We start from the raw sequence: 14,091 nt of genomic DNA, 5'->3' as shown, positions 1-14,091 counted from the left end.
GTTGCGCACGTTCTCCGCTCCGAGAACGTGCGCAACCGCCTGTTCGGCGTCAGGGGGCGACGGCGGACTTGAGCCGGACGGCGGGGTCGGTGGCCCGGGCGAGGTCCAGGCGCAGCGGCTCGCCGCGGCTCATGAGGCGCCGCACGCCGCCGACGTCGCGCGGCGAGTCGACGAGGAGGACGGCGCGGACGGTCGCGACGCCGTCGGGCGCGCCCTCGACGGCCGGGTCCTGGGCCGGGTCCAGGTAGAGCGCCGCCCACGGGCCCTCGCCGGGCGTGCCGCGCAGCACCACGGGGGAGGCGTCGGGCCCGGCGGTGACCGGCAGGCCCAGCAGCGCCAGGTCGTGCCCGAGCTGCTGCGAGAAGACGTACGGCGCGTGCCCCCCGCCGGCCTGCTCGACGCCGAGCATCGCGCGCACGGTGGGGTCCGGGTCGTGCAGCGCCGCCGACCAGTGCCCGCCCGGTACCGTGCCGAACACGGGGTGCGCCCGCGACGCGACGTCGCCGACCGCCCAGACCCTGGGGTGGCCGGGGACACGGCCGTCGCCGTCCACGAGGAGCGCGCCGCGCGGGTCGAGCGGCAGCGCGCCCTCCAGCCAGCCCGACGCCGGCCGGGCGCCCACCGCGGTGAGCACCAGGTCGGCGGGCACGTGCTCGCCGTCGGCCAGGACCACCCCCGAGTCCTCGACCGCCGCCACCGCGGCGCCCGTGCGCAGGCGCACCCCGGCCTCCGCGTACCAGCCCGCGAGGCGTGACCCGACGTCGTGACCGAGCTGGCGCGACAACGGGGCGGCGGCCGCCTCGAGCACCGTGACGTCCGCGCCGGCGCCTGCCGCGACCCCCGCGACCTCGGCGCCGATCCAGCCCGCGCCGACGATCACGAGGCGCAGCCCGTCCGGGCGGCGCAGCGCCGCCCGCAGGCGGTCGGCGTCGGCCGCCGTGTGCAGCAGCGACGACGCGGCGAACCCCGGCGGGACGAGCGGGACGGAACCCACCGCGAGCACGACGGCGTCGGCCGCGACCTCGCTCCGCGCCGTCGTGACGACCACGCCGCCCGGCCCGGACGTGAGCGCGCGGGCGGGCTCGGCGAGGCGGACGTCGTCGGCCAGCGCGTCGACGTCGACGCCGAGGTCCGCGCTCAGCCACACCGGCTCGGGCCGCGTCAGGAGCTCCTTGGACAGGGGCGGCCGGTCGTACGGAGGCACGCCCTCGGCGCCCAGCAGCGTGATCCGCCCGTCGAAGCCGTGCGCGCGCAGCGCGGCGACGGTCTGGGCGCCGGCGAGGCCGGCACCCACCACGACGACGGACCGGGGGAGGAGGGGGGAGGCGTCGGGGGTCGGCTCGGGCACGGTCCTCACGGTAACCCGCGGGCGTGGAGGTCCGGCGCCCGCCCCGGTCGGGCGGCGGTAGGCTCGGCTGCCGTGGATCCCCGTGCGCTGCCCGACCCTCCGCGCGACCCCGGAGGGGCCGAGCCCGCGCCCCGGTGGCACTCGGTCGAGGCGAAGGCCGACGCGCCGGCTCGGCACCTGCCCGGCCCGGAGCGCGCCATCGTCACCGTGCTCGCCGGCATCGTCCTCGCCGTCGTGCTCGGCGTGCTCGTCGGTGCCCGCGTCGGCACCGGCACCATCGCGCTGACCCTCGCCGTCGCAGGCACCTGGCGGGCCACGTCGTCCACCGGACCCGTCGGGCTCGTCGTGCGGAGCCGGGGCTTCGACGTCTTCCTGTGCTGGGGCGGTGCCGTCGTCATCGGCGTGCTCGCCCTGACCGCGCCCGGCCTGGGCTGAGAGCCGCCCGTCAGCAGGCCGCGTCCGCGAGGCTCGTGGCGAGCGGCTCGGGGTGCCGTGGGTGCGTCCTCCGCGGACGCCACGAGGGCCGGCACCCCTGCGGGGTACCGGCCCTCGTGCGCGGGTCGGGACGTCAGGCGCGCGGGGTGTCGCCCTTGCCCTCGGTGCCCTCGTCGCGGGGGCCGGGCTCGTCGACGTCCGCCCCGTCCCACTCGCCCTCGTTCTCGTCGACCTCCGACCGCGCCGGAAGGGCGCCGTCGTCGACGACGTCGTGCTGGCGGGGCTCGTCGTCGAGGTCGTCGCCGGCCGCGGAGCCGACCTCGACCTGCACGACCGCGGGGACTGGGGCGAACGCCCGGTAGAACAGGGCGGCGAGCGCCCCGCCCACGAGCGGGGCGACGACGAACACCCACAGCTGGCCCCAGGTCCAGCCGCCGCCGAAGACCGCCGAGGCGAACGAGCGGGCCGGGTTGAGCGAGGCGTTGGTGACCGGCCAGGCGACGACGAGCATCGCGCCGAGCGTCAGGCCGATGACCACCGGGGCGAACGTGACCGTCGAGCGCTTGCTCGTCACGCCGAGGATGACGCCGACGAAGACCGCGGTGACGACGACCTCGACGAGGATCGCGGCCCACATCGAGAACTCGGCGGGCGAGCCGCCGCTCTGGGCGGCGGACGCGGTCAGGGCCGCGAGGGGCGAGTGCGCGCCGAAGCCGTTCGCCGTGCCCTGGAAGACCGCGGCCTTGTCCGCCGCGCCGGTCAGCGCCGGGAACGAGTCGGGGATGATCGAGAACATGACGGCCGCCGCGGCCGTGCCGCCCACGAGCTGGGCGAGCCAGTACGGCGCGAGGTCGCGCCAGGCGGAGCGGCCCGCGAGCGTCAGACCGAAGGTGACGGCGGGGTTGAAGTGGCCGCCGGAGACGCCGCCGACAGCGGCGATGGCGCCCATGACGAGGATGCCACCGGCGAGTGCCACCGGGAGGATCTGACCGTTGTTGACGGCGTTGAACGTCGCGGTGCCGACGATTCCGAGCACCAGCACGAACGTGCCGAAGGCCTCGGCGGCGAGCCGCGCGAACAGGCCGTGCTCCGGGTGGTCGGGCGCCGTCTCGACGTCGACCGAAGCCGTACCGCTCTCGGCGGCGATGTCCTGGGACATGAGGGTCCTTCTCTGCTCGGGAGACGGGCGTCTCGGTGTGCCCCTCGCGGTGGAGAGGGGCCGGTCGTGCGTGACCGGCCTCACGGCCGGCTGCGCGGGCATGCTTCCACCGTGGTCTGAACGGTTGCTGAGCGCGGGCCGACGGTGGCGCTCCTGGCACGTTACCGCGCGTCGTCCCAGGTCGCGCTCCGCCACGACGGTCGGCGCGCCGGACCCGAGCCCGCCCGGAGTGGCGGTCGACCCCGGCGCCCGGCTGCGACAGAGTAGGGGCATGACCACACCAGTGAACGTGACCGTCACCGGGGCGGCGGGCCAGATCGGGTACGCGCTGCTCTTCCGGATCGCGTCGGGCGCGATGCTCGGCCCCGACACCCCCGTGCGGCTGCGGCTGCTGGAGATCCCGCAGGCGGTGAAGGCCGCCGAGGGGACCGCTATGGAGCTCGACGACTGCGCCTTCCCGCTGCTCGACGGCATCGACATCCACGACGACCCGACGGCCGGCTTCGCGGGCACGAACGTCGCCCTCCTGGTGGGGGCCCGGCCGCGCGGCCCGGGCATGGAGCGGGCGGACCTGCTCGAGGCGAACGGCGGCATCTTCGGTCCGCAGGGCCGGGCCATCAACGCGGGCGCGGCCGACGACGTGCGCGTCCTGGTCGTGGGCAACCCGGCCAACACGAACGCGCTGATCGCGGCGTCGAACGCGCCGGACGTGCCGAAGGACCGCTTCACGGCGATGACGCGCCTCGACCACAACCGCGCGCTGTCGCAGCTCGCGAAGCGGGCGGACGTGCCGGTCTCGCAGGTGCGCCGCGTGACGATCTGGGGCAACCACTCCGCGAGCCAGTACCCGGACGTGTTCCGGGCCGACGTCGGCGGGACGCCGGGTTCCCGGTACGCGGACGAGGACAAGCTCTGGCTCGCGGACGACTTCATCCCGACGGTCGCCAAGCGCGGTGCCGCGATCATCGACGCGCGCGGGGCGTCGTCGGCGGCGTCCGCGGCGAACGCGGCGATCGACCACGTCCACGACTGGGTGCTGGGCACCCCCGCGGGCGACTGGACCAGCGCGGGCCTGTGGTCGACCGGGCAGTACGGCGTCCCCGAGGGCCTCGTCTCGTCCTTCCCGGTGACGTCGTCGGGCGGGGCGTGGGAGGTCGTCGAGGGACTCGAGATCGACGACTTCTCGCGCGAGCGCATCGCGGCCAGCGTGCAGGAGCTCTCCGAGGAGCGGGACGCCGTGCGTGCGCTGGGCCTGATCTGACGAAAAATCTGCGGCGGAGCGTCGGGGGCGCCGCATAGGCTTCTCGGGCCATGATCGACGCCCCTGCCGCGCGCGCGGACCACGCCACGTCCACCTCGACCACGACGACCGACCCGGCCCGCCGCCTCGACTGGCGGCGGCTGCGCGGACCGGTGGCCGCGGTCGCGCTGGTCGCGCTCACCCTCGGAGCGGTGGGCGCGGCGCTCGGCACCGTCGTCGCGGGGCGCCTCGCAGAGGACCCGACGGGCGCGCTGCTGTCGCTGCTCGCGCTGTGCGTGGTCGGCGCCGCCCTGTTCGACGCGGCCGGGCAGGTCGTGTGGGCGGGCGTCGTCGACCGCGCCGAGGGGCGGCTGCGCGGCGACCTGCTCACGGCGGCGCTGCACCAGCCGCTCGCCACGCTCACCGAGCAGGCGGTGGGCGAGGTGCTCGACCGCGTCGACGACGACACGCACGCCGTCGGCACGCTCGTGCGCCGCCAGCTCTGGGGCGCGGGGCGCACGGTCGTCGGCGTCGTGCCGATGTACGTGGTCGCGGGCCTCACCTGGTGGCCCGCGTGGGCGCTCTTCCCCCTGCTGGGTGCGCTCGCGGGCGTCCTCGTGCGGCCGATGCTGGGGGAGATCGCCCGCCGCAAGGTGATCGAGGAAGCGGCCTGGACCGACCACGCCGCCGCGTTCGAGGAGTCGGTCGCCGCCCGCGACGACCTGCGCACCAGCCTCGGCCAGCCGTTCGCGGTCCGCCGCCTGGCGCAGCGCTCGGCGGACGTGCACCGCAAGTTCCGCGACGTGGTGGTCGTCGAGTCGACGATGCTGCGCCGGGCCGGCCTGGTGCTCGCCGCGCTGCTCGCCGGCGTCGCCGTGGCCGGTGCCGCGCTGGCGTCGGGCGGCACCCTGGAGGTCAAGGACCTCGTGACGTTGTTCCTGGTCACCTCGATGTTCGTGGGGCAGGTGGACAACCTCATCCACCACCTGCCGGACATCCAGGAGGGGCTGGGCGCGATCACGCGCATCAGGCAGATGCTGTCCGTGGAGCCGGAGCCGACCGGCGGTCGTGACCTGCCCGAGGGGCCGGTGGGCATCGAGCTGCGCGACCTGCACTTCTCGTACGCCGAGGGCACCTTCGCGCTGCAGGGCGTGAACCTGCGCGTCCCGGCGGGGCAGACCGTGGCGCTCGTCGGGCGCACCGGATCGGGGAAGTCGACGCTCGCGTCGCTGCTGTCCCGCGCCGTCGAGCCGGAGCCCGGCACGGTGTTCCTCGGCGGCGTCGACGTGCGCGACCTCGACCTGCAGAAGCTGCGCGCCGCCGTCGGCGTCGTCACGCAGCGCACCGAGATCCTCGCCGGCACGCTCGCCGAGAACATCGCGCTGTTCGCCGACGTCCCGCGCGAGGACGTCGAGGCGGCCGTGCGCGAGCTGCGCCTGGACGCCTGGGTCGCCGGCCTGCCCGACGGCCTGGACACCCTGCTCGGCCCGGGCGGCACCTCGCTGTCCGCGGGGGAGGAGCAGCTCGTCGCGTTCGCGCGCCTGCTCGTGCGCGACGTCCAGGTGGTCGTGCTCGACGAGGCCACGGCGCGCATGGACCCGCTCACCGAGGCGCGCGTGGTCGCGGCGTCCGAGCGGCTGCTCGCCGGCCGCACGGGCGTGCTCGTCGCGCACCGGCTCACGACCATCGAGCGGGCCGACCTGCTCGCCGCGCTCGACCACGGCCGCATCGTCCAGCAGGGGCCCCGGGGCAGGCTCGCCCGCGAGGACGGCCCGTACCGCGACCTGCTCGTGGCGAGCGACGCCGCGGACGCGCCCGTCGCGAGCGCCGGTGCCGCCGAGGAGGTCGCGTCGGCCCTCACCGGGCACGAGGCGGCGCCGGCGAGCACCGCCGTGGCGGCCGCGCAGGCGACGTCGCACGTGGGCGGCAGGCGACGCCGCGGCGCGGCGCCCGAGCTCGCCGACCCGGGGGAGGGCCCGAGCCTGGCGCGGGGCGTGCTGCACGCGCTGTTCGTGCGGCCCGCGTGGGGCGTGGTCGGCGCGGCGCTCTTCCTCGTGGCGAGCCTCGTCTCCGCGCAGGGCGCCCTCACCGGGTTCCTCTGGGGGCGGGCGGTCGAGGGCCTCGACGCGGGCTTCCCCACCGCGCTCATGGTCGCGTTCGTCGTGCTCCTCGTCGTCGCGCCGCTGGCGCTGGCGTGGGCGCTGTACGTCTACCCGCGGTGGTGGGTGGAGGTGCTGCTCCGGGTGCGCATGTCGGTGATGTCGGGCCAGACGCGCCAGGAGCGCCTGCGCGCCACCCCGCCCGGCGAGGTCGTGGCACGGGCCATGGACTCCGACCGCTTCGTGCGCTACGCCGACCGCTGGGTCGACTTCGTCAACGGCCTGGTCATCGCCGGCGTGACGGCGCTGCTGAGCGGGTCGTGGCTGGCCGGTGGCGTGCTGCTGGCCGTCATGGTGGTCTCCGCGGCCGCGTCGGCGGTCGGCCGGCCGATCGCGGGCCGCTCGGCCACCCGGTCGTCGGCCGCGCGCGCCCGGTTCGGCCGCGCCCTCGTCTCGGCGCTCGACTCCGCTCGCACGGTGAAGCTCGCGGCGCGCACGCCCGAGGTGCACGGCCACCTGCGGCAGGTCGACGCCGGCCGCGTGCGGGCCGCGATCTTCGAGCACCGGATCCAGGCGGCCCTCGACGGCGTGCCGATGATCATGGTGCAGCTCGGCGTCGTCGCCGCCTGGGCGGGCCTGCTCACCGGCACCTGGGGGCTGGCGACAGCGCTGCTGGTCGCGAACGCCGTGAACGGGTTCGGCTGGTTCGGCGTCGTGGCGGGGGCCGTCGTGACGGAGGCGCCGGGCACCCGGTCGTGGCAGCGGGCCACCGGCCGGTTCGCCGCCGGAGCCGACCTCATGGACCTGCCCGCGGGCGTCGACCTGCTCACGGGCGACGCGCCGCGGCCGTCCGCCGGCCCGCGCGAGGCCCTGGAGCGGCTGCGCCTCGAGGGCGTCACCGCCGTGCACGACGACGGCACCATCGGCGTGTCGGGGGTGGACCTGGAGGTGCGGCGCGGCGAGCTCGTGCTGCTGCTCGGCCAGGTGGGGTCGGGCAAGTCGAGCCTGCTGTCCGCGCTCAGCGGCCTCATGGAGCACACCGGCAGCATCCGGTGGAACGAGCGGGAGGTCGCGGACGCCCAGGCGTTCCTGCGCCCGGGGCAGGTGGCGCACGTCGCGCAGGTGCCCCGCGTGCTGTCGGGGACGTTCAGCGAGAACGTGCGCCTGGACCACGAGCGCGACGTCGACGGCCCGGTCGCGGCCGCGCGCCTCGGGCAGGACGTCGACGAGGCCGGCGGGCCGGACGCGCTCGTCGGGCACCGCGGGGTCCGGCTGTCCGGCGGCCAGGTGCAGCGGCTCGCGCTCGCCCGCGCCCTGGCGACGGACGCCGAGCTGCTGCTGGCCGACGACGTGTCCAGCGCCCTGGACGCCACCACGGAGATCGAGCTGTGGGCGTCGCTGCGCGAGCGCGGCACCACCGTCGTCGGCGCGACCTCGAAGCGCGCGGCGCTGTCCCGCGCCGACCGCGTCGTCGTGCTCGCCGACGGCGAGATCGCCGAGATCGGCCCGTGGCACGAGCTCGCCCCGCGCTGGGGGCACCTGGCGGGCTGACCTGCCAGGTGCCGGGCCGGTCGTCGGCTCAGCCGGCGGCGGGCCCGGCCGCGGCGCCGAGCACGCGGGCCGCGGCGACGTCGGCGCCGGCCAGCAGCGGGGACGGCACGCCGGGGCTGGCGCCGATCGCCGACCCGCGCTGGACGGCCTCGGCGGGGATGCCGAGCACGACCACCCGGTCGTCGGCGTCCCCCGCGGCGTCGACGAGGGCGAAGCCGTCCCGGGTCACGTCGAGGCTGTCCGAGGCGACGGCGCCGCCCGCCCCGGTGGGGAGCGGGTGCGCCCGGGCGCGGCCCGTGTCGAGGAGCGCGCGCAGCAGGGGGTCGTCCGTGGGCCCGACCGCCCCGCGGGACATCCGGGTCTCGACGAACGCCCGCGCGCGCACGGGCCCCCGCACGTCGCTGCGCGCCACGAACGCCCCGTCCTCCACCGTCACGCGGGTGCCCTCGCCGAGCAGCTCGACCACACCCGCGCGCACGAGCGCGAGCAGCTGGGCGGCGCGCCGCGGCGGCGGGCCGGACGCGAGGGCGAGCCCGAGGGGGACCAGCATCCCCTCGCCGGTGGACTGGAGCGACGCGCCGTCGACGACCCCGGCGCGGGTGAGGCGCGCGACCTCGCCGCGGAGGGTCTCCATGGCCTGGTTCACGCGGGCGCGCGGGGACGTCGCCGGCGAGGCCACGGACTCCTGCTCGTCGTCGACCCAGCGCGCGACCCACGCGGGCCAGGCCGCGGCGCCGACGCGCGGCGGCCGGTCGGCCCGGGCGGGGTCGAAGGCGTCGGCGGGGTCGCGCACGAGGTCGGCGCACAGGGCCGCCGGGTCGTCCGCCGCCGCGACCAGGGCGACGAGGTCGTCGGCCGCGACGGGGGAGCGCAGGGCCGACGGGCGGTGCTCGGCCAGCGCCGTGAGGTGCGCCAGCACGAGCTCGCGGGCCAGCAGCGGCCAGACGTCCCGCGCCAGGTCGAGCACCGGGCGCCCGCCCGCCCGGTCCCGCAGGGCGTCGAAGCGCTCGCGGGTCGCGTACCGCGCCGCGTACGGGGCGGGGACCCCGTCGGCCAGCGCGCCCTTCCCGCGGTAGGGCAGGCCGCGGCGCGAGCCGGCCAGCAGGTGCGGCTCGGCCCCGCTCGGCACGTAGCGCAGGGCGTCGCCGGCGTGCGGGCCGTCGGCGCCGCCGTCGTCGCACGACCGCCCCGCGGCGTCCACGGGCGAGCCCGTGCGGGCGTCGACGAACCGGCCGCCGCGCCCCACCGTGAGGAGCGCGAGCACGTCGAAGAAGTTCGCGCCGAGGCCCACCACGAGGACGTCCTCGCCGGCGGGCACGGCGGCCCAGTCGCGCTCCGCGGGCATGCCGGGCTCCACGTAGACGAGGCCGTGCCGTCGCGCGGCGTCCCGGTGCTCGCGGGTCTGCGGGGAGCGGACCGCCTGCACCATGCCCTGCGCCAGGACGACGACGGGGGCCGCGAGCACCGCGGGCCCGGCGGCGCCGGGGCTGTCGGGGCTGTCGGGGCTGTCGTCGCCCGGGGCCGGTGCGAGGACCACGTGCCGCACGCCGGGCTCGGGCGAGCGCACGTCCACGACCTCGCCGTGCACCGGCACGACCTCGACGGCGCCCCGCCGTGCGGCCTCCGCGAGCTGGTCGCGGTAGTACGCGCCCTGGAGCCGGCGGCTGGGGTACGAGCCGGGGCCGAGGGCCCGCGCCTCCGGGCGCGCCCACGCGTCGCCCGGCGCGGCGTGGGCCCACGCCACCAGGTCCGGTCCCGGCACGACGGGGCCCGTCATGGGGGTCGTGGCGTCGGCGTGCGCGGTGGTCCGAGCGGCCCAGGTGTTGTTGAGCAGCAGCGGCGACTGGTCGGTGCGCCAGGTCGCCCCGGCACCCACCTCCACGCGGTCGACGACGGCGACCCGCAGCGGGGGCAGCGCGGGGTCCGCGGGGGCTCCCCAGGGCGCGTCGGGCCGGCGCCGCGCGGCGAGGCGCGCGACGACGGCGACGGCGCGCGGGCCGCCGCCCACCACGACGGCGTCGAACGGCGTGGGGCGGCCGTCCGCCTGCGCGGGCGCGGTCACGCGGGCTCGGTCACCGCGGCGACGGCCGCGGCGAAGGACCGTCCGGCGGCGTCGATCGCCGCGTCGTCGGCGTCGACGCCCGGGAAGCGGGGCGGCAGGCCCGCGAGCACGCCCCGCAGGATCTCCCGGCGGCGGGCGGCGCGGGTCGTCGTCGGCAGCGTGCGCAGGTGCACGTCGAGCCGGTCGGCCAGCCCGGGCGGGAAGACGCGCTCCCAGCGCTCCCGCTCCGGCCCCAGCCCGTGCCGGGACGCGCCGGCCGCGCTCCCCGCCGCGGCGGCCCGGCGGCCGCGCTCCGCGGCCGTGGCGCCCTCGTCGAGCGCGCCGTCGCGCAGCACGACGCCGTAGGCGTCAAGCGCGTGCGCCGGCGTGACGAGCCCGGCGCCGACGTCGGCGAGCACGGCGTGCGGGTCCCGCTCGAGGGGGTCGCCGTAGCCGCCCGCGCCGGACGTGCGCAGCACCACGCGGTCGCCCGCGCGCAGCGGGTGGACGTCCACGACCGACAGGCGCTGCTCGTCCGCGCGCCCCTCGTTGACCACGAGCTCGGTGAGGGCGCCCGGCAGGCCGCCGGCGAAGCCCCACGGCCGGAACCGCAGCCGCTCGAGCCCACGGGCCAGGAGGCCGCCGTCGGTGAGGGCCTCGAACTCGAGCTCGAGCCCGCTGCCGCCGCGCCACCGCCCGGCGCCGCCCGAGTCGGGGCGCAGGGCGTAGCGCCGCACGCGCACGGCGACGTTCGCCTCGACGGTCTCGACGGGGTTGTTGGACAGGTTGGAGATGCCGGAGTCGCGGCCGTCCGCGCCGTCGGCCCCGTGCCGGGCGCCGGTGCCGCCCACCATCGGCTCCACGACGTCCACGCGCGACCCGTCGGCCGCGGCGAAGACCACCGGCACGACGAGGCCGCTCGACGCCGCGGGCAGCACCTCGGGCGCCGCCTGGACGAGGGCGCCGGAGACGACGTCGTTGACCCGCGAGGTCGTGGCGTGCCGCACGCCCGTGGCGGCGGTGCCGGTGGCGTGGAGCAGCGTGCCCTCGGGGGCCGTGAAGCCGATGACGTCCATGAGCCCGCCGTTGAGCGGCACCGCCGGGTCGAGCGTGCCGATCAGGGCGAACAGCCGCGTCACGACCCACGAGTGCGCGCGCCCGAACGTCACCATGTTCAGGGCTGCCTCGACCTGCGGGTCGGTGCCCGTGAGGTCGAGGTGCACGGTGCCGTCGTCGACGGTCGCCGTGACGACGACGCGCAGCGGGACGTCGCTCACGCCGTCGTTGTCGAGGAAGTCCTCGAAGCGGTACGTGCCGTCGGCCAGCGTGCGCAGCGCGGCGCGGGCGCGGGCGGCGCTCTGCTCGCGGGCGAACGCGCCGACGTCCGCGAGGCCGGCGGGGCCGAGGTCGGCCGTGAGCTCGGCGACGCGCCGGCGCCCGGTGTCCAGCGCCGCGAGCATCGCGTGCAGGTCGCCGCGGTTGGCGTCGGGGGTGCGGGAGTTGGCCGCGAGGATCGCCTCGACCTCGGGCACCACCTCGCCGCCGCGCACGTAGCGCACGGGCGGCACGCGCAGCCCCTCGGCGAAGACGGAGTCGTTGACGACGCTCACCGAGGACGGCACGCGACCGCCCACGTCGGAGACGTGCACGAACGCCCAGCCGTAGCCGACCAGCTCGTCGCCGTCGAAGAACGGCGCGACGGCGTGCACGTCGGGCAGGTGGGTGGACAGCCCGCCCGACAGGTACGGGTCGTTGGTCAGGACGACGTCGCCGGGGCCGAGCGGCCCGTGCGCGGTCGCGGCCTCGATCGTCGGCGTGAGGTCGAGCCCCACGAAACCGGAGACGCCCACGTCCTGCGGGTAGGCGACGAACCGGCCCGACAGGTCGGCCACCGCGCAGGCGAAGTCCGCCGCGTCGCGCACGTACAGGCTGCGGCTCGCCCGCCGCAGCGTGAGGCACATCTCCTCGACGGCGGCCTGGAGCCGGGTCTGCGCGACGTCCTTCTCGACGGTCGTGAGCCCGGTGCCGTGCCCGGTGCCGAGCCCGCTCGTGGGTCCTGTCGTCGGGGTGTGCGTCGGCACGGTCAGTCCTCCTGCTCGGAGCGGTCCCGCACGAGGTGCAGGTTCCCGCCGTCGTCGGTCGTCGCCGTCCAGCCCGCGGGGACCAGCACGGTCGTGTCCGCCTTCTCGACCACCGCGGGGCCGGCGACGGACGCCTCGCCGCCGTCGGCGGCGAGGGCCCACACGCCCGCGGGGCGGGGCACCGCGTCGTACCGGACGTCGCGGGCGCCGGTCTTGACGAAACCGGAGCCGCCCCGGCCGGTCCGCACCTCGCCCGGGTGCACGGTGACGCTCGCCCGGACCGTCTCGGCGCGCACGGTCGCGGCGGCGTCGACGAAGCCGTGCACCCGCTCGTGCTGCTCGGCGAACCGCCGCAGGCCGACGTCGGCGGCGAGCCGCAGGGGAGCGGTCGCGGCGTCGGTCGTGGACCGCGCGGCGAGCTCGACCTCGAGCGTCGTCGGCTGGCCGGCGTAGCGCAGGTCCGCGCTCAGGGTCACGGTGCCGACGGCGTCGACGTCCTGCGTGCGCAGCCAGCCGAGGACCTCGGCCTCGAGCTCCGCGCACGCCGCGGTGAGGTCGTCGAGGGTGGCCTCGGCGACGACGGTGCGCACGGTGCGGGCCACGTCGCGGCGGACCGGCGCGATGGCGGCGCCGAGCGCGCAGAACGTGCCCGCGGCGGCCGGGACCAGCACGCGCGAGACGCCGACCTCGTCGGCGAGCAGCGCGGCGTGGGTGCCGCCCGCGCCGCCGAACGCGACGAAGGTGTAGCGCTCCGGGACCTCGCCGTGCGCGGCGAGCACGGTGCGCAGCCGCGCCGCCATGCCCGCGGACGCGACGCGGAACGCGGCGTCGGCCGCCCCGTCGGCCCGCGCGTCCGGCGTGCCGACGTCCGAGCCGTCGTCCGTGCCGTCGTGCTCGGCCACGCGCGCCAGCGCCGCGGTGGCGAGGTCGCCGCGCAGCGGGAAGGTGCCGCCCAGGAACGTCGCCGGGTCGATGATCCCGGCGTGCACGTACGCGTCGGTGAGCGCGGGCTCGGTGCCCCCCGCGTCGTACGCCGCCGGGCCGGGGACGGCGCCCACGCTCGTCGGGCCGACGCGCAGGACGGACCGGGACCCGGAGCGGTCGTCCCAGACCACGGAGCCGCCGCCGGCGCCGATGGCCGAGACCTCGACCACGGGCGTCATGAGCGGGTGCGGGCCCACGGTGGCGGTCGTCGTGAGGACGGGCCGCCCGCCGCGCAGCACGCCGATGTCGCTGCTGGTGCCGCCCATGTCGAGCGTCACCATGTCGGTGCCGGGCCACGCGGTGGCGGCGGCGGACACGCCGCCGGCCGGGCCGGACAGCACGGTCTGCACGGGCCGCCGGATCGCGGAGTCGATGGACACGGACCCGCCGTTGGAGGTGGTGATGTACACGCGGGCGTCGACGCGCAGCCGCGCCAGGCGCTCGCGCAGGGCGGTGAAGTAGCCCGTCATGAGCGGCGTGATCTGGGCGTCGAGCAGGGCGAGGGTGGTGCGCTCGTACTCGCCGGCCTCCGGCCACACGGCGGCGGCCGACGTCACGGGCACGTCGAGGGCCCGCGCGAGCCGGTCCGCGAGCTCCTGCTCCGCCTCGCGGGCCGCATAACCGCCGAGGAGGCTCACGGCGACCACCTCGGGCGTCAGCGCGCGGAGCCGGGCCACGAGGCGGTCGAGCTCCGCGGGATCGACGCCGGCGCCCACCGCGTCGCCGTCGGACGCGAAGCGGTGGTCGGTCTCCAGCACGTGCTCGCGCGGCACGATCGGCGCGGCGGGCGTCGCGTGCAGGTCGAACGACCGCGGCATGCGGGCGCGGGCGATCTGCAGCACGTCCCGGTGGCCGCGGCTGGTCACCAGGGCGGCGCGGGCGACCCGGCCCTGCAGGATCGCGTTGAGCCCGATGGTCGTGCCGTGCGCGACGGACGCGACGTCCGCGACGTCGATCCCCCGCTCCAGGAGCTGGGCGAGCCCGGTCTCGACCCCCTCCGACGGGTCGTGGGGCGTGCTCGGCACCTTGTGCGTGATCGCGTCGGCGAGCGACCAGGAGGAGCCGTCGCCGGGGACGGCGACCAGGTCGGTGAAGGTGCCGCCGACGTCGATGCCGATGCGCCACCGGCGGGGGGCTGCGGTTGCTGCCATGG

At 77.6% G+C, this 14,091-nt stretch carries 8 protein-coding genes; 3 read left to right on the top strand and 5 right to left on the bottom strand.

Annotated elements, in window-relative coordinates:
• Window positions 1–49: 49 nt before the first annotated feature.
• Window positions 50–1,348 (bottom strand): NAD(P)/FAD-dependent oxidoreductase, encoded by a 1,299-nt coding sequence (locus tag ACFQ8Y_RS21575; protein ID WP_430586693.1) that lies wholly within the window; start codon window positions 1,346–1,348, stop codon window positions 50–52.
• A gap of 72 nt (window positions 1,349–1,420) precedes the next feature.
• Here ACFQ8Y_RS21575 and ACFQ8Y_RS21570 point away from each other — a divergent pair, with 72 nt between their 5' ends.
• On the top strand, window positions 1,421–1,783 hold the full coding sequence (locus ACFQ8Y_RS21570; RefSeq protein ID WP_430564591.1) for a DUF3017 domain-containing protein: 363 nt from the start codon (window positions 1,421–1,423) through the stop codon (window positions 1,781–1,783).
• 133 nt (window positions 1,784–1,916) lie between these two features.
• Here the strand turns inward: ACFQ8Y_RS21570 and ACFQ8Y_RS21565 are convergent, their stop codons facing one another.
• Window positions 1,917–2,942, bottom strand: a complete 1,026-nt coding sequence (locus ACFQ8Y_RS21565) for an aquaporin (protein ID WP_430586692.1) — start codon at window positions 2,940–2,942, stop codon at window positions 1,917–1,919.
• 271 nt (window positions 2,943–3,213) lie between these two features.
• Here ACFQ8Y_RS21565 and ACFQ8Y_RS21560 point away from each other — a divergent pair, with 271 nt between their 5' ends.
• Window positions 3,214–4,203: a malate dehydrogenase gene (locus ACFQ8Y_RS21560; RefSeq protein ID WP_430552539.1), complete on the top strand. Its 990-nt coding sequence runs from the start codon at window positions 3,214–3,216 to the stop codon at window positions 4,201–4,203.
• 50 nt (window positions 4,204–4,253) lie between these two features.
• Window positions 4,254–7,832 (top strand): ATP-binding cassette domain-containing protein, encoded by a 3,579-nt coding sequence (locus ACFQ8Y_RS21555; RefSeq protein WP_430586691.1) that lies wholly within the window; start codon window positions 4,254–4,256, stop codon window positions 7,830–7,832.
• A 28-nt stretch (window positions 7,833–7,860) separates the two neighbouring features.
• On the opposite strand, the gene ACFQ8Y_RS21550 is transcribed toward ACFQ8Y_RS21555, so the two are convergent.
• Genes ACFQ8Y_RS21550 through ACFQ8Y_RS21540 form a run of 3 tightly spaced genes read right to left on the bottom strand, consistent with a single transcriptional unit; the run spans window position 7,861 to window position 14,089 of the window.
• Window positions 7,861–9,894: an FAD/NAD(P)-binding protein gene (locus ACFQ8Y_RS21550; protein ID WP_430586690.1), complete on the bottom strand. Its 2,034-nt coding sequence runs from the start codon at window positions 9,892–9,894 to the stop codon at window positions 7,861–7,863.
• Window positions 9,891–11,954, bottom strand: coding sequence for a hydantoinase B/oxoprolinase family protein (locus tag ACFQ8Y_RS21545; RefSeq protein ID WP_430586689.1), 2,064 nt, complete (start codon window positions 11,952–11,954; stop codon window positions 9,891–9,893). The genes ACFQ8Y_RS21550 and ACFQ8Y_RS21545 overlap by 4 nt, the downstream gene beginning before the upstream one ends.
• Before the next feature lie 2 nt (window positions 11,955–11,956).
• Window positions 11,957–14,089 carry a hydantoinase/oxoprolinase family protein gene (locus tag ACFQ8Y_RS21540; RefSeq protein ID WP_430586688.1) on the bottom strand — a complete coding sequence of 711 codons (2,133 nt, stop codon included), beginning with the start codon at window positions 14,087–14,089 and terminating at the stop codon, window positions 11,957–11,959.
• Between the last annotated feature and the right edge of the window lie 2 nt (window positions 14,090–14,091).

Origin of the sequence: Isoptericola sp. NPDC056605, from assembly GCF_042792795.1 — a bacterium.
GTDB lineage: Bacteria > Actinomycetota > Actinomycetes > Actinomycetales > Cellulomonadaceae > Isoptericola.
This window is presented reverse-complemented; position numbering and strand designations above follow the sequence as displayed.